Genomic DNA, 18,454 nt, shown 5'->3' with positions numbered 1-18,454 from the left:
CTGCCGTTGGCCCCGGGTGCCGTGGGAGTGCGGGGGGCACCGTCGGAGCGCGGGGCGCGGTGAGGACGCCGGGCGCCGTGACGGGCTTCCTCAGCGGGCGATCACCCGGTCGAGCGCGGCGACGAAGAGCCCCAGGTCACGCCGCCGGGACGCGGCCGGCCACACCGCCCAGGTGCGACGGACCAGCGGGTGGCCGGTCAGCGGCGACCAGACGACGTGCTCGGGCAGCGGCTGCCAGCCGGGCGGGGCCAGCGCGAAGGCGCGTCCCGCGCCGACCGCGGCGAGCTTCACGTCGGCGATCAGCAGCTGACCCTCGGGGGCGTCGGGGCCGAGGTCGAGGCCGTGGCTGCGCAGGATCGCGGTCAACTCGTCGTACCAGGCGGGACTGCCGGAGCGCGGGAAGCCCACCCACTCCAGCCCGGCGAGGGCCTCCAGCGCGATGCCGTCGGGCCCGGCGAGTTCCGCGGCCGGCCCGGCGGCCAGCAGGACGCCCAGCCGCTCCCGCACCACCAGCAACGCGTCGAAGTCGGGGCCCGGCGGGCGCTCCCGCAGCAGGCCGACGTCGAGCTCTCCGGCGTGCAGGGCGGCCAGCTGGTCCGCCGTGGACAGGTGGCGGGCCTGCACCCGGGTCCCGGGGGAGGCGGCGGCCAGTTCGGCAAGCGCGGAGTCGAGCAGCCCCGGCGGCAGTTCGAGCGGGATGCCGATGCGCAGCATTCCCCCGCCGTCCGCGGTGTGCGCGGCCATGGCCCGGACCGCCTGGTCGTGCCGGGCCAGCACCGCGCGGGCCTCGGACAGCAGGGTGGTCCCCGCGTCCGTGGCCCGTACGCCGGTGCTGCCGCGCACCAGCAGTTTCACCCCGAGCCGGCGCTCCAGGCCGCTGATCGTCTGGGACAGGGCCGGCTGGCTGATGTGCAGCCGCCGCGCGGCCGCGGACAGTCCGCCCTCCTCCAGCGCCGCGACGAACGCGCGCAGCTCCCGCAGCTCCATGCGCTCATGCCATCACGCGCTCGCGCCGCGTGTCACGCGGCGCGAGCGGGAGGGGCCGGACCGGCACCCGGGCGGTGCGAGGGCCGTACGGCGCGGCGGGGCCGGCAGGGCGACGGGCAGGGGCGCGGCGGGGCAGGGGGCGTGGCGGGGCAGGGGGCGTGGCGGGGCAGGGGCGCGGCGGGGCGCGGCGCCCGGGCGGCTCGGGCGGCGAGCCGGAGCACTGCTGTCCGGGCGGCCATAAGCGTGGCCTCTACCCGCTCCCCGGCGTGGGCCTGGGCTCGACCTGCCGGAGGGGCCGGTGCCGTGGTTGTGTGGAAGGGCGGCACGCCACGCGGGGCCGGCCGGCACGCACGGCCCCGACCGCCATCCGATCGCCACCGATCGTCCTGCGAGGAACCATGAGCGACACCCAGGGAAACCAGGAGAACAGCACCTACGACGTGGTCGTGCTCGGCGCCGGACCGGTCGGCCAGAACGTGGCCGACCACGCCCGCGCCGCCGGCCTCACCGTGGCGGTGGTCGAACGCGAACTGGTCGGCGGCGAGTGCTCGTACTGGGCCTGCGTCCCCAGCAAGGCGCTGCTGCGGCCGGTGCTCGCCGTCGCGGACGCCCGCCGCGTGGACGGCGCGCGCCAGGCCGTCACCGGTGCCATCGACTCCGGCGGCGTGTTCGCCCGCCGCAACCGCTACGTCACCGACTGGGACGACAGCGGGCAGGTCGACTTCCTGAAGTCCATCGGCGCCGAGCTGTTCCGCGGCCAGGGCCGCATCGACGGTCCCCGCCGGGTCACCGTCACCCGGGACGACGGCGCGCGGCTCGTCCTCACCGCGCGGCACGCCGTGGCCGTCGCGACCGGCAGCGGGCCGGTGCTGCCCGACATCCCGGGCCTGGACGAGGCCCGGCCCTGGACGAACCGGCAGGGCACCGACTCCAGTTCGGTGCCCGGCCGGCTGGCGATCGTCGGCGGCGGCGGGGTCGGCGTGGAGATGGCCACCCTCTGGCGGGGCCTCGGCTCCCACGTCACGCTGCTCGCCCGGCGCCCCCTGCTGCCCCGCCTGGAACCGTTCGCGGGCGAGCTGGTCACCGACGGGCTCGCGCGAGCCGGCGTGGACGTGCGGATCGGTGCGGAGGTCACCGCGCTGCGGCGCCCCGACCCCCAGGGCCCGGTCACCCTGACGCTGAACGACGGCGGCGTACTCCAGGTCGACGAGATCATGTTCGCCACCGGGCGCACCCCGCACACCTCCGACATCGGCCTGGAGACCGTCGGACTCACCCCCGGCTCCTGGCTGGACGTCGACACCACCTGCCTGGTCCGCGGCGTCGAGGGCGACTGGCTGTACGCGCTGGGCGACGTCAACCACCATGCCCTGCTCACCCATCAGGGCAAGTACCAGGGCCGGACCGCAGGCGACGTGATCGCGGCGCGCGCGGCCGGCCGCCCGGTCGACGACGCCCCCTGGGGCGACCACGCCACCACCGCGGACCAGCACGCCGTCCCCCAGGTCTTCTTCACCGACCCCGAGGCGGGCGCGGTCGGCCTGACCGCCGAGCAGGCGAGCGCGGCCGGGCACCGCGTCAGGACCGTCGACGTCGACTTCACCGCCGCCCAGGGCGCCAACCTCTACGCCGACGGCTACCGGGGCCACGCCCGCATGGTGGTCGACCTCGACCGCGAGGTCCTGCTCGGGGTCACCTTCGTCGGCCCCGGCGTCAGCGAGCTGCTCCACTCCGCCACCGTCGCGGTCGCCGGCGAGGTCCCGATGCGGCGGCTCCGGCACGCCGTCACCTGCTTCCCGACGATCAGCGAGGTCTGGCTCTTCCTCCTCACCGCCTACGAACGCGCCTGACCCGCCCCCGCGGCTGGCCGGGGTATGAACTCCGGTGCCCGCGGGGGGATTCGGGCGGGAACCGGTTGCGCGGGCGAACGGGGCGGGCATCATGGACCGATGACGTCCCAAGGGTTGAGCGGCACTCCGGTCATCGCGGTGATCAGCGGCAAGGGCGGCGTGGGGAAGACCAGCGTGTCGGTGGCGCTGGCCAGAGCCCTCCGCAACGCGGGGTACCGGATCGGCCTGCTGGACGCGGACCTGTCCGGGCCGGACATCCCGAGGATGCTCGGCCTGCGCCGGGACGCGCCGGCCAAGTCGGTGACCGTGGCCCGCTGGGTCCGCGGCCCGCAGGCGCAGATCGAGGCCATGGAGGTCGACGGCATCAAGGTGGCGTCCGTCGGTTTCCTCATGGGCGGGGACCAGATGTTCTCCGCCGGCGGCGACATCGACCAGCTGATGCTCGGCCGGTTGCTGGCGGAGACCGACTGGGGCCGGGTCGACGCGCTCGTGGTCGACATGCCGCCCGGCGCCGGCGACATCCACCGCGCGCTGCGCGGCCGGACCGGCGCGCTCGCGGCGATCGTGGTGGTCACGCCGGCCGAGGTGTCCCACCTAGACTCCTCCCGTGCACTCACCATGCTGGAAGTGGACCGGGTGCCCGTCCTCGGCGGCGTGGAGAACATGGCGTTCCTGGCCTGCCCCTGCTGCGGCGAGCAGAGCGCCCTCTACCCGGCGGCCCCGGAGGAGCGGACCGTCTGGGCGAAGGGCGTCCGCCGGCTGGTGAGCCTCCCCTTCCGCCCGGGCACCGGCCCCGTCGACGACGACCTGTCCGACGTGGTCAAGGCGGCAGCCGAGCACATCGGGCCTCCCGACCCCTCCTGACACCACGACGGAGGACGGCGCCCCAGGGGGCGCGGGCACCCGCGCGACCGGCCGGCCGGGACCGGTGCCGGGCGACGAACCGGCACCGCCACGGAGGGGCGCCGCAGCCCAACACCCGGGGCCCGCACACCCATGGGCGAGAACTCCTTGTGCCCGCAGCGCATCCTCCGGAAATGAATCGTTCAATTCGGCGCCCCACTCCCGCCCCGTCCCCGGCCCCACCCGCGACCCCTGGCGGGAACCTCGTGCGACCGTGACTTCGACGAACTGCTGCACGGGCGTTGACGCCCGCGCGCCCGCTGCCCTAGCGTCCGACGGGCCGCCCGATTGAATCAATTCATTCGGCGCGCCCGACGTCACGTCCGAGGGAGATCCGATGAGCGACCGCGTGTTCCCGCCGTCCGAGGGTGCGGCGCCCGGCGTCGACCCCCGCGCCGACCATGGTGGTTACCCGATCTCCCGCCGCCGCATCCTGCAACTCGCCGCGGCCGCCGCGGCCGCGGGCGGGACCGCCGGCTTCTGGCAGCCCGTGTACGCCGCCGAGCCGCACGCCGGCGGCGCCTTCTCCGCCGAGCGGTTCGCCCGGCCGGCCGCCGACAGCATGCCGTTGATCCTCTGGTTCTGGAACGGCACGGTGACCACCGACCTGGTCGACGCCACACTGGCCGACCTGCGCGACAAGGGCGTGACCGAGGTCCTGGTCTTCCCGTTCGACACCACCGCGCTGCAACCGGCCTTCTTCACCGAGGCGTGGTTCGCGATCGTGGAGCACACCCTGCGCGAGGCGGAGAGCCACGGCATGCGGGTGTGGCTGTTCAACGACGACTTCTTCCCCAGCGGCCGCGCGGGCGGGTTCGTGGTGAACGGCGGCACCGTCGGGGACCGTACCTACCAGCCGCGCCCCGACCTGCGCACCAAGGGCGTCACCCGCAGCAGCACGCAGGTCTCCGGCGGCACGACCGTCCCGCTGACCGGCGCGGCGCTGAGCGTCGCCGACGGGCGGCTGGTGGTGGACGCCGGCGCCTACGACGGCGTCCGCGTGCTCAAGGACGGCACCGGCTGGACCGACTACACCGTCACCGCGACCGTCCGGATCGAGTCCGGCACCGCGGGGCTGATGGTGCGCTGCGCGGACCCGCTGAACGGCTACCTCGCGGACCTGCGGGCCGACGGCGGCATCGACCTGTGGCGCCAGACCGGCGGCGCCTTCTCCCTCCTGCGCCAGGGCGCCGGCACACCCGGCTTCGACCCGGGCGCGGACCACACGTTCCAGGTCACGGTGAGCGGCGACCGGATCACGCCCTCGCTGGACGGCACCGCGCTGGCCCCGGTCACCGACGCCACCTTCGCCACCGGCACCGTCGGGGTGCGGGCCACCGCGACGCAGCGCTCGTCCTGGGACGCGATCACCGTGACCGGCGCGGACGGCGGGCAGTTGTTCACCGACACCTTCGACGCCCCCTCCTCCGTCGACGACTTCGCCACCCCCGGCAACCTCGGGGTGGCCTTCGCCGCCTCCGCCCGGCCGGCCGGCGCCACCGGCGGGACCGTGCCGCGGATGATCGACCTGACCGGCGCGGTGACCGGCGACGGGACCTGGACGGCGCCGGACGGCGACTGGCAGGTCGACGTCTTCACCTGGCACCTGCTGGCGGACTCCGGCGGCAGCCGGCGCAACTACCTCGACCTGCTGGACGACGAGGCGGTGAGCCTGTTCATGGACATCGTCCCCGGCGAGTACGTCCGCAGGTTCCCGTGGGCGGTCGGCCGGGTGCTGCTCGGCTTCGCCGACGACGAGCCCTTCATCGCGTCCGCGGACGCGGAATGGGACCAGGTGCCCTGGTCGCCGAGCCTGGCCGGGGAGATCGACCGGCTGGGCGGGAAACCGGGACTCGGCGTCGTGCTGTCCGCCGTGCACGACGATCTCGGCGAGCAGGGAAGCGAGTTGCGCGGCGTCTTCTGGCGCGCGGTGTCCAACCGCTTCTCCTCCGGCTACTACAAGGGCGTCGGCCAGTGGATGGGCCGGCACGGCCTCGACCTGATCTCCAACCCGCTGTGGGACGAGTACGGTCCCGCGGAGCAGGTCCGGAGCACCGGCAACCTCAACTCCGCGCACCAATGGGCCCAGGTGCCCGGCACCGACCTCATCAGCAACCAGTACCAGGTCGGTTACTACCGCACCCTGCCGCGCTGGCCGGCCAGTTCGGCCCACCAGATGGGGCGCGACCGGGTGTACCTGGAGGCGATGGGCGCCACCGGGTGGCAGGTGACGCCGGCCTTCACCCGGGAGGTCATCGGCGCGTTCGTCGTCCGCGGCATCAACAAGGTGCTGCTGCACGCCCGTTTCTCCGACGAGGGCGACATCATCTTCGCGCCGCCGTTCCAGCCGGTGAATCCGTGGTGGGACCTGTCCGTGCCGCTCAACGAGTGGATCGGGCGGCTGGTGGAGGCGGCGCGGGCCACCCCCGCGGCCCGTACCGCGCTGCTCCAGCCGCAGCGTGCGGCGGAGGCCTTCCAGGACTCGCCGCAGCAGACGGCGATCGACGACGCGTTCCTCGCGACGGTGCACGCCCTGGAGGACAGCCAGATCGACTTCGACCTCGTGGACGAGGGCGCGCTGACCGGCGATCCCGCGCTGCTCGCGCACGCCCGCCCGCACGGCGGCGAACTGGTCGTCGGGCAGCAGCGGTACGGCGTCGTGGTGGTCCCGCAGGCGCCACTGCTCTCGCTCGGCGCGGTGACAACGCTCGGCTCCTTCGTGGACGGCGGCGGGAGCCTGGTGGTGGTGGGCGACCTGCCCGCGCAGGAGGCCGCCGGGCGCGACGCGGCACTGGCGCGCGCGACGGCCGGGCTGTTCACCGGGGCCCGCGCCTCCCATGCCCACCGGGCGGACGACCCGGTGTCGGCCGCCGCGCTGGTGGTGGCGGCCGGCGGCGCTGCGGCGACGGTGTCGCCGCCGACCCCCGAACTGCGGGTGCTGCGGCTGGACCGCGACGGCGAGCAGTCCTTCCTGCTCAACAACGAGCACGCCGGCGCGGTCGAGGTCACCGCGACCTTCCCCGCGCTCGGCGTGCCCCAGCTGTGCGACCCCGACACCGGGGACGTCGCGGCGGCCGGTGTGTGGCGCGCGGCGCCGTTCCCCGGCCGGCCGGGCGGCGGCACGGCGGTGTCCCTGCGGCTGGAGGCGAAGGCGGCGGTGCTGGTGGTCTTCCGCGACGCGGGCCCCGCACTCCCGGCGCACGCGGTCGAGTCCACCGCGCCCGTCGAGCGGTTGACGGTCAAGGGGAACGCCGCCACCGCCACCGTGCGGGTGTCCGCGCCGGGCACCGTGCGAGTCGTCGCGCAGGACGGCGGCAGGCGGTTCGCGGGCAGCCTCGCCGTCACCGACCCGCTGACCGGCCTGCCGCTCGACGGCGACTGGAGCTTCCGCTTCGACACCGACGGCGCGCAGCCGTCGAGCGGACCGCTCGGCTCCTGGACCGGGGCGAACGCCTCCTACTCCGGCTCAGCGGTCTACGAGCGGCACGTCACCCTGGACGCCGCGACCCTCGCCGGGCGGGTGTGGACCCTGGACCTGGGCGAGGTGCGCGACGTCGCCGAGATCACCGTGAACGGCACCGGCCTGCCGCCCCGGCTGTGGGCGCCCTACCGGGTCGACGTCACCGACGCCCTGCGTGCGGGCGACAACGTGGTGCGGGTGCGGGTCACCAACACCGGCGCGAACGCGCACGGCGACCCGGAGCCGTCCGGCCTGCTCGGCCCGGTCCTGCTGCGCCCCGAACGCCTGGCGGAGGTGAGGCTCCCCGCGAGCAAGTCGTAGGCGCGGACGGCCGCGCGTCGCGGGAGGGCCGAACCCACCACCGGCAAGCCGGACTTCGGGCCCCCGCGACGGGCAGGGCGGCCCGGACCCCGGCCAACAGCCCCACTCCCGCGGCCGCTTCGCGCGCCAGACCCGGCACTCCACCGCCGAGGGCGCCATCACGCCACAGAGCCGTCGCACGCCCCTCGGCCCGCGGGTTCGACGGCCCGTCGGCAACTCCCGCGAGCAAGTCGTAGGCGCGGAGGGCCGCGCGTCGCGGGAGGGCCGAACCCACCACCGGCAAGCCGGACTTCGGTCCCCCGCGACGGGCAGGGCGGCCCGGACCCCGGCCAACAGCCCCACTCCCGCGGCCGCTTCGTGCGCCAGGCCCGGCGCTCCACCGCCGAGGGCGCCATCACGCCACAGGGCCGTCGCACGCCCCTCGGCCCGCGGGTTCGACGGCCCGTCGGCAACTCCCGCGGGCGACCGTACACTCGGCGGCATGGTGCGGTGCGGCGTGTGCGGGTCGGAGCGGCTGGGGCCGCTGGGCGAGCTGATGACGGACAGCCGGGTCGGCGACCAGCGCCACCTGTCCCTGCGCTTTCCGCGGCCCGGCCTGCTCAGGCCACGCCCCGAGTACTGGGCACGCCAGGGCCGGGCCTGCCTGTCGTGCGGCGCCGTGACCGCCTTCCTCTCCCCCGCGGAACTGCGCCGCCACCGGGCCGACGCGGATCAGCTCGTCGAGCCGGAGCAGCCGCCCGACTGAGGTGCCCCGGCCGCCGCGGCGGCTACGCCGACTCGCGCAGCAGCAGGCTCCGGTGGACCGTGCGCTGCGCCGCTTCCCCGGAGCGCGGCAGCGTGCCCGCGAGCATGGCAACGGCGAGGTCCAGCGCGTGCCCGGCGACCTGGTCGAGGTCGACCGCGAGGGTCGTGAGGGTCGGCGTGACGAGCGTGCCGACGTCCAGGCCGTCGACCCCGGTGACGCGGACGTCGCCGGGCACGTCGAGGCCGGCGCGGCGGCAGGCCGACAGGACGCCCAGCGCCATCACGTCGTTGAAGACCAGGATCGCGTCGGGGCGGCGGCGGCCGCCGAGGAGCTTTTCCGCCTCGGCGGTGCCGCACCGATGGCTCGCCTCCGCGCCGTGCACGATGAGGGGCGCGTAGCCGCGGCGCTCCAGTGCACGGAGCATCAGGGCGCCGCGGTGGCTCGGTTCACCGGGTGCCGACGCGTCCAGCACGACCGGGTGGCGGACGCCCCTCGCCGCCAGGTGCTCGGTCAACTCCTCGACGGCATCGGTGAGATCGATGCGGACAGCGCCGCTGGCGACCTCGCCGGCCGGGTCGAGCTCGACCACGGGGACCGCGCCGAGCTTGGCGATCCACTCCGGTCCGCGGCCGCCGAGATAGCCCACGACGGCGTCGGTCTGCGCGCCGAGCGCCTGGACCATGCGGTCGGCGTCGCCCGCGAGGCCGATGTCCGCCAGCATGACGTTCCAGCCCCTCGCGGCGGCCGACCGCACCACGGCGGCGGCGAGTTCCGGGGAGTAGGGGTTGCGCAGGTCGTTGAGGACGAGGCCGAGCTGGCGGTCGCCGCCGGTGGCCAGGCCGCGCCCGAAGCGGGACGGCCGGTAGGACAGCGCGGTGGCGGCGGCGAGCACCCGTTCCCGCGTGGCCTGGCTGATCTCGGGCATGTCGTTCATCGCGCGGGTCACGGTCTGGCGCGAGACTCCCGCGGCGGCGGCGACATCGAGGATCGTCGCGCGCCGTGCCGGCGCCGGCCGACCGCCGGTCCCGGCACGGCCCGCCGCCGCGTCGCCGCCGCTCGGCTCGCTCAGTCGCGAAGGTCCAGCCATGCCACCTGTTCCGGAGCGAGGTCGACGGAGAGTCCCGTCATGGACGAGCGGGTCTCCTCGATCGTACGGGGTCCGAAGAGCGGGAACGTCGGGAACGGCTGCGCGAGCACGTAGGCCAGGGCTATCGCGGTCGCCGGCACGCCGAGTTCGGCGCCGAGCTGCCCGGCCCTGCGCAGCCGCTCGAAGTTGCCGTCGCTGTAGTAGCAGCGGACCAGTTCGGCGTCGCTCCGGTCGTCCGGGTGGGCCCGCCCGGTGAAGAAGCCGCGGGCCTGCGAGGACCACGGCAGCAGGGGTACCTGCCGCTCGGCCAGCCAGCGCTTGGAGGCGGGGTCGGTGACGTGCCGGCAGCCGTCCCAGGGCACGTCGTACGCCTCGGCCAGGCCGAAGTGGTTGCTCAGGACGGAGAACTCCTGGCGGCCGTGCGCCCGGGCGTACGCGTTCGCCTCGTCGATCCGCTCGGGGCTCCAGTTCGACCCGCCGTAGACCCGGACCCGCCCGGCGCGGTGGTGCTCGTCGAGGACGTCCACGAACTCCCCCACCGGGACGTCGGGGTTGTCACGGTGCATCAGGTAGATGTCGGCGTACCCGGTGCCCTGGCGTTCGAGGCTTTCCAGCAACTGGCGGCTGAGGGAGTCCGGGTCGCAGTGCGGGGTGTGCGCGCCCTTCGTGATCACGACCACCTCCTCCCGCACCCCGCGGTTGGCCATCCACCGGCCGAGCCGCTGTTCGAGCGCGCCGCCGCCGTAGATGTAGGCGGTGTCGAAGGCGTTCCCGCCGCGGCTGAAGAAGTGGTCGAACAGGGCCGAGGCGTGCGCCAGGTCGGGCTGGTTGTCGACCCCCATGACGAGCCGCGACACGGGCTTGCCGACGCCCGGGATCTCGCCGTACCGCATCGGGTGGTCCGCCTCGACCGCGAGCGGGCGCCCGGAGACGGTCGGGACGGCGGCGTCCTCGGCCTCGAACGGGTAGCGCAGGCCGATCGCGGCCCGCCACCGGTCCAGGGTGCGGGCGGTGGCGAGCGTCTCGTCCAGCGTCATCCCCGCGGCCTCGACCGCACCCGCCGCGGCGGCGGCCGTGGTGGCGTCGGCCTCCAGGGCGTACGGCCGGGCGCCGGCGAAGGACAGGGTGCGGCGCTCGCCCTCGGCGGTGGCGATCTCGATCGTCGGGTCGTCGCCCAGGGTCCACGGGTCGGTGAGCCGGATCAGCCCGCAGGATCCGTACACCGTCAGGGCGTTGTCGTCCTGGACGCGCACGCCGGTGCGGACGGTCGCGGTGATGCCGCCGCGGTAGGCGAGCGTGGCGACCGCCCACTCGTCGACCCCGGTGGGGCCGAGCGAGCCGCGCGCGGAGAGTGCGACCGGTTCGACCGCCTGCGCCCCGGTGGCGGCGCCGACGACCGCCGCCGCCATCGTCACGGGGTAGCCGCCGACGTCGAGGATGCCGCCACCGGCGGTGCCGGGGTCGAACAGCCGCCCCTGCCGCTCGCCGGCCCGGAAGGAGAAGGACGCGTCGATGTGTGCGACGTCGCCGATCGCGCCCTCGCGGACGAGTTCCAGCAGGGCCGCGGTCTGCGGGTGGAAGCGGTACATGTACGCCTCGACGAGCGGCACGCCCGCGGTGCGCGCCGCGTCGGCCAGCACCATCGCGGTGCCGTGGTTGGCGGCGAGCGGCTTCTCGCACAGCACCGCCTTGCCGGCCGCGATCGCGGACAGCACGAGCCGCGCGTGCCCGGTGTGCACGGTGGCGACGTAGACCGCGTCCACCCGCGGGTCGGCCAGCACCTCGTCGTAGCCACCGGCGAGCACGTCGCCGAACCCGTGCCCGGCGGCCTCGGCCGCGAACTCCGCCGCCCGCCCGGGGTCCGAACTGCCCACGGCGACAAGGCGCCCGGCGCTCGCCGGGAGCTGGGACAGGAAGCGCCGGGCGATCCGTCCCGGGCCGAGCACGGCCCAGCCCGCGCCGGCGCCGCTGCGGTCCGTTGCCACGGCGGCGGACTCGGTTGGTGCAGTCATGGGGAGCCTTCCCTCGATCCGGCCGTGAACGTTCACGGGATGCTCGGACGACGCTACCCCCGCGCCCCCGCGGCATCAATGGCCCACGGCCGGCAAGGGCCGGGCGGACACCGGGCCGGCGTCCGCCGGCGCCTCACTCCTCGGTCGGCCCCAGGTCGGCGGTGTCGCGCAGATCCACCGACCGCCGGGCCGTGGCGTGCAGTTCGAGCACGACGATCTCGTTGTCGCCCGCCCGCAGCACCGGCCCCGGGACGTACAGCCGCCGTTGCGGGCCACGCGACCAGTAGCGGCCCAGGTGGAAGCCGTTGACCCACGCGTTGCCCTTGGTCCAGCCGGTCAGGTCCAGGTAGGTGTCCGCGGCCTCCTCCAGCGCGACGGTGCCGCGGTGGAAGGTGGGCCCCACCGGCGGGACGTCCGTCGGGCGGAAGGGCAGGTCCAGGCCGGCGAGTGCGATCGGGCGGCTGGTCCAGCCCCGGGCGCGCCGCCCGTTCAGCCGCACCTCGCCGAGGATGCCCTTGCGGTCGTGGATGCCCGGGCCGTAGTTGACCCGGCCCTGGTTCTCCACCAGCAGGTCCAGCCGCGCGCCGGGCGCCGGCGAGACGAAGGCCAGCGCCCGGTGGTGGGACTCCCGTTCCAGCACTCCGACCGGCTGGCCGTCGACGAAGACCTGGGCCCGGTCGGCGACGCCCTCCACGTCCAGCTCCACCGGTCCCGCGGCGGGCAGTTCGGTGGTGCAGAGCACGAACCCGAAGTCCTGGCCGAGTTCCTCCATGGTCCTGGGCCGTTCCGCGTCCACCGCGGTGCCGAGCAGGTCGGCCGCCGCCAGCAGGGACACGCTCCGCGGCAGGCGCACGTCGAGGACGTTGAGCTTCTTCGAGGGCGCGGGCGCGGGGAGGTCGGGCACCGGGGCGTGCCGGGCGATGACCTCCCGGAAGGCGGTGTACTTCGCGGTCGGGTCGCCCGCCTCGTCCAGCGGGGCGTCGTAGTCGTAGGAGGTGACGGTGGGCCGGTAGGTGTGCTTGTCGTTGGCCCCGCTGGTAAAGCCGAAGTTGGTGCCGCCGTGGAACATGTAGAGGCTGACGCTGGCCCCGGCCGCCAGCGTGGTGTCGAGTTCGGCGGCGGCCTCGGCGGCGGACCGGGTGGTGTGCACCCCGCCCCAGCGGTCGAACCAGCCGTTCCAGAACTCGGTGACCATCAGCGGCCCTTCGGGCTGCCGCGCGCGCAGCAGCGCCAGGTTCCGCTCGGCGCCGCTGCCGAAGTTGGCGGTCGCGAGCACACCGGGAACGCTGCCCCGGGCGAGGTCGCCCGGCTGGTCGCAGGTGAACAGCGGGACGTCGACGCCGTGCCGTCGCAGCAGGTCGACCAGGTGGTCGATGTAGGCGGCGTCGTCACCGTAGGCGCCGTACTCGTTCTCGACCTGGACCGCGATCACCGGCCCGCCGCGGGTGGACAGGTACGGCGCCAGGCGCGGCAGCAGCCTGCCGAAGTAGGCGTCGACGGCCGCCAGGTAGCGCGGGTCGGTGGTGCGCAGCCGTATCCCGGGCTCGGCCAGCAGCCAGGACGGCAGCCCGCCGCCCTCCCACTCGGCGCAGATGTACGGGCCCGGCCGCAGCAGGACGTGCAGGCCCTCGGCCGCGGCGAGGTCCAGGAAGCGCGGCAGGTCGATGCCGCCGTCCCACTCCACAGTGCCGCGGCGGCGTTCGTGCAGGTTCCATGGGATATAGGTGTCGACGGTGTTCAGGCCCATCGCGCGCGCCTTGCGCAACCGGTCGGTCCACTGGTCCGGGTGGACGCGGAAGTAGTGCAGGGCACCGGACAGGATGCGGAAGGGCGCACCGTCCAGGAGGAAGCCGTCGGCGCCGGTCTGCAATTCGGGCATGGTGGTCCGCCTCATCTGCCAAGGGGGGCGGCCCGCCGCTGGGGGCCGCAGGGGAAGGGGGAGCCGGCGCCGGGCCGGGAGGAACGGCGGCGCGCGGCGCTGTCAGGAGGCCGCGGCGGGAGGTGCGGTGCTCGCCCGCACCACCAGCCGGGTGGGCACCAGCGTGGTGCCGGTCTCCTCCTGGTTGTTGCGGATCTGCCGCAGCACCCCGGCCACGCACAGCCGCCCGACCTCCGAGAAGTCCTGGTGCACCGTGGTCAGCGGCGGCAGGAAGGAGGCCGCTTCGGGGATGTCGTCGAAGCCGACCACGCTGATGTCCTCCGGCACCCGCCGGCCGCGCTCGTGCAGGGCGCGCAGCACGCCCAGCGCCATCTGGTCGTTGGCGACGAACACGGCGGTGCACTCCGGCTCCTCGGCCAGCCGCAGCCCGGCCCGGTAGCCGGACTCCGCCGACCAGTCGCCGCGCAGCGGTTCCGGCACCTTCCGCCCGCTCTCCTCCAGCACCGTGCGCCAGGTGGCCACCCGGCGCTCGGCGGAGAAGGAGTCCGCGGGCCCGGCCAGGTGCCAGACCGTGCGGTGCCCGATGGCGAGCAGATGCTCCACCGCCGCCCGGGCGCCGCCGACCTGGTCGGTGTCGACCACGCAGTAGCGGTCCCCGGCGTTGGAGTCGGCGACCACCACGTGGGCGTTGGGCGGCAGTGCCACCGTGGCCGCGTCCAGCAGGTGGACCTCCATGAGGATGACGATGCCGTCGACCGCCAGCTCGCCGAGCCGGGTGAACGCTCCGCGCACGCTGTCCTGGGTGGGGACGGCGACCGGCAGCAGCGTGGTGGCGTACCCGTCGACCGCCGCCGAGGTCGCGATCGCCTCGATGGTGCGGGTGTTGCCGGTGGTGGAGAGGTTGAACGTGATGACGCCGATGGTGTGGAACTGCCCGCTCTTCAGGGCCCGCGCGGCGCTGTTGGGCCGGTAGCCGAGCTCCTTCATCGCGGCGATCACCTGCTGGCGGGTGCTCTCCACCACGCCGGCGTACCCGTTGGAGACGCGGGAGACGGTCTGCGCGGACACGCCGGCCAGCCGGGCGACGTCCGCCATCGACGCACCGCGCCTGCGGCGGGCCGCCTGGGGGCCGTCGTCTCCGGTGCTGGGTGTACCGCTGCTGTCCACTTGCTGCTCACAGTTCGTACGTGGTTCGGCCGGGGATGCCGTGAACCGAAATTGTAGGTTGCGGGGAGTACGGTCCCGCGCTCCCCGCAACCCTGGGGGGCGGCGGCATCAGCCGACGCTGAAGCCCTGCTGCTTGCCGTAGCTGACGGACTTGTCCTGCCAGGTACTCAGCCCGTCGGACAGCGGCGTGCCCGAGACGTACGCCTTGCCGACGGTGTCGTTGAAGATCGAGTTGGCGTAGACCTGGTAGGGCAGGTACGACCAGCCGGGCAGCACGTTCTTGGCGGACTGGGAGAAGATCTTGTTCGCCTGCTGCCCGCCGAAGTACGGGAACGAGGTGTTCAGGAACGCCTGGGAGTCCAGGTCGGCGGTGGTCGCCGGGAAGGCGCCGCCCTTGATCCGGGCCTGCACCCCGGCGCCCTGGTTGGCGTACTGGAGGAAGGCGTAGGCGAGTTCCTTGTTGCTGCTCGCCTTCATCACCGCGAGCGAGCTGCCGCCGTTCTCGGCGCTGGCACTGGCGCCCGCCTGCCACTGCGGCAGCGGCGCGACCCGCCAGTCACCGGCCGCGGCCTTCACCCCGGAGGAGAAGTTCGCCGGCATCCAGGCACCGGTGGCCAGGGTGGCGATGGTGCCGTCCCCCAGGCCCTTGTACCACTGGTCGCTCCACGGGATGACCGGGGAGAGCAGGTGCCCGGAGATCAGCTGCTGCCACACCTTGGTGTACGTGGCGGTGCCGGAGTCGTGCGCGAAGTCCACCGAGACCTTGGTGCCGTCGACCTGGTACGGCTTGCCGCCGGCCTGCCAGATGAGGCTGGTGGTCATGCCCGCGTCGCCGGTGTCGCTGGTGATGTACGCCTTCGGGTCCGCCTGGTGCAGCTTGCGGGCGTCGTCGAGGTACTGGTCCCAGGTGGTGGGCACCGGGAGCTTGTACGTGTCGAAGACCTTCTTGTTGTAGAACAGCGCCATCGGGCCGGAGTCCATCGGCAGGCCGTAGATGCCGCCGTCGATGTTCACGGAGTTCCACGGACCGGGCGAGTAGGTCTTCGACAGGCTCTTGGCGCCATAGGCGCTGAGGTCGGTGACCGACTTGCCGAGCGCGAACTGGCTCAGCGCGAAGTACTCGATCTGGGCGACGTCGGGCACGCCCTTCCCGGCCTGGACGGCGTTCTGCAGGGCGGTGTACTGGTCCTTGCCGGTACCGGCGTTGACCAGCTTCACGTGCACCTTGGGGTACTTCTGCTGGAAGTCGGTGACCACCTGCTTGAGGGTCGGCTCCCAGGCCCACACCGTGATCGTCCCGCCCTTGGCGAGCGCGGACTTCACCGCGGCGGCACCGCCGGCGCCGCTGTCCTTGCCCGAGCCGGACCCCCCGGACCCGCAGGCGGTCAGCGCCAGGGCGGCCGTGGCCACCAGGGCGATCCCGGGCGCCCAGCGGCGCAGTACCTTGTTCGTCATCTCATTCCACTCCGTTGTGCGTGATGGTCGGTGGACAGGGGCGTCGCCTCGCGCGCGGGCGCGGGCGGGCGGGCGGTGAGGCAGGCGGGGCGCGGCGGGCGGGGCGACCCGCGGGGTCACTCCTTGACGCTTCCGGCGGCCAGGCCGGACTGCCAGTACCGCTGGAGCAGGAGGAAGGCCGCGATCAGCGGGACGATGGTGAGCAGCGAGCCGGTGATCACGAGGTTGAACACGGGCTGGCCGCCGGCGGTCGCCGCCTGCTGGTTCCAGGAGTTGAGGCCCAGCGTGAGCGGGTACCAGTGCGGGTTCCGGATCATGATCAGCGGCAGGAAGTAGTTGTTCCAGGTCGCCACCGTGGTGAACAGCAGCACCGTGACGATGCCGGGCGCCAGCAGCGGAAGGCTGATCCGGAAGAAGGTGCGCAGCTCCCCGGAGCCGTCCATCCGGGCGGCCTCCAGCAGCTCGTCCGGCACCGCCTCCGCGGCGAACACCCACATCAGGTACAGGCCGAACGGCGAGATCAGCGACGGGACGATGACCGCCCACGGGGTGTCGGTCAGCCCGATCTTGCTGAACATCAGGAAGGTCGGCACCGCCAGCGCGGCCCCGGGCACGGCGACCGCGCCGATGACGACCGCGAACACCGCCCGCCTGCCGGCGAAGTCGAACTTCGCCAGCCCGTAGCCGCCCAGCACCGCCAGGAACGTCGCGCCGCCCGCGCCGACCACCACGTACAGCAGCGTGTTGAGCAGCCAGCGCACGAAGATGTGGTCGTCATAGGTGAACGTCTCGCGGATGTTGTCCCACAGCGCGAACCGCCCGCTGAACCACAGCCCGAACGAGTCCAGCAGGCGCGGCTGGGTCTTGGTGGCGTTGATCAGCAGCCAGCCCAGCGGCAGCAGCGAGTAGAGGGTCACGACCGCGGTCAGACCGGTCAGCAGGACACTGCGTCGAGGGCGCCCCGCCGTACGGCGCCGGGTCCGGCGCAGGGTTCGGGCGGTCCGCGAACCGTCCGGGCGGAGGGCGGTGACAGGAGTACGCGCGCCCGGCGCGTGGCTGGTCGTGCTCATGCCGGTCACACCTCCTTCCGCATACCGCGCAACTGCACGGTGTAGGCGACGATCATGGTGACCAGCCCCATGACGATGGCGACCGTGGCGGCGTAGTTGTGCTGCTGCCCGGCGAAGGAGAGCGAGTAGGTGTAGAGGTTCGGGGTGAAGTAGGTGGTGATGGCGTTGGGGGCCAGGCTCTTGAGAATGCTCGGCTCGTTGAACAGCTGGAAGCTGCCGATGATGGAGAAGACCGTCGCGATCACCAACGCGCCCCGGATCGCCGGGAGTTTGATGGCGGCGATGACCCGCCACTGCCCGGCGCCGTCGATCTCCGCGGCCTCGTAGAGGGATTCGGGGATGACCCGCAGCGCCGCGTAGAAGATCAGCATGTTGTAGCCGACGAACTCCCAGGTGACGATGTTGCCGATGCTCGCCAGCGCCCAGTGCGGGGCGAGCGGGTCGGGGATCGACGTGTGCAGGTGCTGGTTGACGCTCGCGACGAGCCCGAACTGCTTGCCGTACATGAAGCCCCACATCAGGGTGGCGACCACGGCGGGCACCGCGTACGGCAGGAAGATCGAGATCCGGAAGAAGTTCCGGCCGTAGAGCCGGCCGCTGTCCAGCGCCAGCGCCACCAGCAGCGCGACGCCGAGCATGACCGGCACCTGGACCAGCAGGAACAGCCCCACCCGGCCCAGGCCGGACCAGAACTGGTGGTCGGTGAACGCCTGGTGGTAGTTGTCCAGGCCGACGAAGTGGTTCCCGCCGATGAGCTGGTCGCGGTACAGGCTCAGGTAGACCGAGTAACCGATCGGCGCCAGGAAGACCAGGGCGAAGACGATCAGGAAGGGGCTCACAAAGCCCCACCCGGCCCACCGCGAGCGGCGTGCCGAGCGTGCCGGACGGGCGGAACCGCGGGCTCTCCCGCTGCCCGTCCCGGGCGGTGAAATGACGGTCATGGCTGATTCCCTGACGTCGTGTCGAAGGCGTTCACCCGCGTCCCGCGGGGCGGATATTTGCGCAAACATTTCTCGCCGCGCGGGCTGACGTTTACGTAAACATCGGTGCGGCGATGCTGGCACCCACCCGGGCGGACGTCAAGGCTCGGACCGGGGGCGCTCCGCAGGCCCTGCACCGCCCCGCGCGGCGGCCGACCGGGCCGCGCGCGGCCCGGAATCCCCGGGAATTCCGGGCCGGGAGCACTCCGCGAGCCCTGGAAGGAGCCCCGGTGGGCGGGGCCGTCGGGGGCGGCGGGTGATGGTTACGCAATCATGCCGTGATGTTCACGTAACCCTCGCGGTCGGCGGGGCCGCGTCAGGAGCAACGGCACGCGCCCGCCGTCCGGGCCCGGGGCGTGGGCCAGGGCGGGGACGGCGGGCGCGGGCGGGTTGGCCCTCGGTCAGCCGGACGCGCCGGCGTTGCCGCCGTCGTCGCCGCCGGTCGTCACACCACTGACGGTGCCGCCACCGGTCGTACCGACCGATCCACCGCCATCCCCGCCGGTCGTCACACCGACCGTCCCACCGTCATCCGCCC

Annotated in this window: 12 protein-coding genes; 4 read left to right on the top strand and 8 right to left on the bottom strand. The window is 73.9% G+C overall.

Annotation, left to right across the window (positions count from 1 at the left end):
• Positions 1-90 precede the first annotated feature (90 nt).
• Complete coding sequence (locus tag C4U44_RS22675) at positions 91-987, bottom strand: LysR family transcriptional regulator (RefSeq protein ID WP_103887821.1); 897 nt, start codon at positions 985-987, stop codon at positions 91-93.
• A gap of 398 nt (positions 988-1,385) precedes the next feature.
• On the opposite strand from C4U44_RS22675, the gene C4U44_RS22670 reads away from it, so the two are divergent.
• The 4 genes from C4U44_RS22670 (at position 1,386) to C4U44_RS22655 (ending at position 8,266) form a co-directional block, all read left to right on the top strand.
• Positions 1,386-2,837: a dihydrolipoyl dehydrogenase family protein gene (locus C4U44_RS22670; protein WP_103887820.1), complete on the top strand. Its 1,452-nt coding sequence runs from the start codon at positions 1,386-1,388 to the stop codon at positions 2,835-2,837.
• A gap of 99 nt (positions 2,838-2,936) precedes the next feature.
• Positions 2,937-3,701: an Mrp/NBP35 family ATP-binding protein gene (locus tag C4U44_RS22665; protein ID WP_160145084.1), complete on the top strand. Its 765-nt coding sequence runs from the start codon at positions 2,937-2,939 to the stop codon at positions 3,699-3,701.
• A gap of 376 nt (positions 3,702-4,077) precedes the next feature.
• Complete coding sequence (locus C4U44_RS22660; protein ID WP_103887818.1) at positions 4,078-7,521, top strand: glycosylhydrolase-like jelly roll fold domain-containing protein; 3,444 nt, start codon at positions 4,078-4,080, stop codon at positions 7,519-7,521.
• 481 nt (positions 7,522-8,002) lie between these two features.
• Positions 8,003-8,266 carry a hypothetical protein gene (locus C4U44_RS22655; RefSeq protein WP_103887817.1) on the top strand — a complete coding sequence of 88 codons (264 nt, stop codon included), beginning with the start codon at positions 8,003-8,005 and terminating at the stop codon, positions 8,264-8,266.
• A 22-nt stretch (positions 8,267-8,288) separates the two neighbouring features.
• Here the strand turns inward: C4U44_RS22655 and C4U44_RS22650 are convergent, their stop codons facing one another.
• The 7 genes from C4U44_RS22650 to C4U44_RS22620 all read right to left on the bottom strand — a co-directional run bounded on the left by C4U44_RS22650 (position 8,289) and on the right by C4U44_RS22620 (position 17,877).
• Positions 8,289-9,353, bottom strand: a complete 1,065-nt coding sequence (locus C4U44_RS22650) for a LacI family DNA-binding transcriptional regulator (protein WP_103887816.1) — start codon at positions 9,351-9,353, stop codon at positions 8,289-8,291.
• Positions 9,332-11,365, bottom strand: a complete 2,034-nt coding sequence (locus tag C4U44_RS22645; protein ID WP_103887815.1) for an aldo/keto reductase — start codon at positions 11,363-11,365, stop codon at positions 9,332-9,334. Before C4U44_RS22645 ends, C4U44_RS22650 begins: the two co-directional genes overlap by 22 nt.
• 133 nt (positions 11,366-11,498) lie before the next feature.
• Positions 11,499-13,244 carry a glycoside hydrolase family 35 protein gene (locus C4U44_RS22640; RefSeq protein WP_103887814.1) on the bottom strand — a complete coding sequence of 582 codons (1,746 nt, stop codon included), beginning with the start codon at positions 13,242-13,244 and terminating at the stop codon, positions 11,499-11,501.
• A gap of 102 nt (positions 13,245-13,346) precedes the next feature.
• Positions 13,347-14,339: a LacI family DNA-binding transcriptional regulator gene (locus C4U44_RS22635; protein WP_103887813.1), complete on the bottom strand. Its 993-nt coding sequence runs from the start codon at positions 14,337-14,339 to the stop codon at positions 13,347-13,349.
• A 180-nt stretch (positions 14,340-14,519) separates the two neighbouring features.
• Entirely contained in the window at positions 14,520-15,866 is a 1,347-nt protein-coding gene (locus tag C4U44_RS22630; protein ID WP_103887812.1) for an ABC transporter substrate-binding protein, read from the bottom strand.
• A 116-nt stretch (positions 15,867-15,982) separates the two neighbouring features.
• Positions 15,983-16,936 carry a carbohydrate ABC transporter permease gene (locus C4U44_RS22625; protein WP_103888039.1) on the bottom strand — a complete coding sequence of 318 codons (954 nt, stop codon included), beginning with the start codon at positions 16,934-16,936 and terminating at the stop codon, positions 15,983-15,985.
• A 5-nt stretch (positions 16,937-16,941) separates the two neighbouring features.
• Positions 16,942-17,877, bottom strand: a complete 936-nt coding sequence (locus tag C4U44_RS22620; RefSeq protein WP_103887811.1) for a carbohydrate ABC transporter permease — start codon at positions 17,875-17,877, stop codon at positions 16,942-16,944.
• Positions 17,878-18,454: the final 577 nt, after the last annotated feature.

It is taken from the genome of Actinacidiphila yanglinensis, assembly GCF_900107965.1.
Taxonomy (GTDB): domain Bacteria; phylum Actinomycetota; class Actinomycetes; order Streptomycetales; family Streptomycetaceae; genus Actinacidiphila; species Actinacidiphila yanglinensis.
The sequence above is the reverse complement of the archived record's forward strand: the minus strand, read 5'-3'. Positions and strand labels throughout refer to the sequence as shown.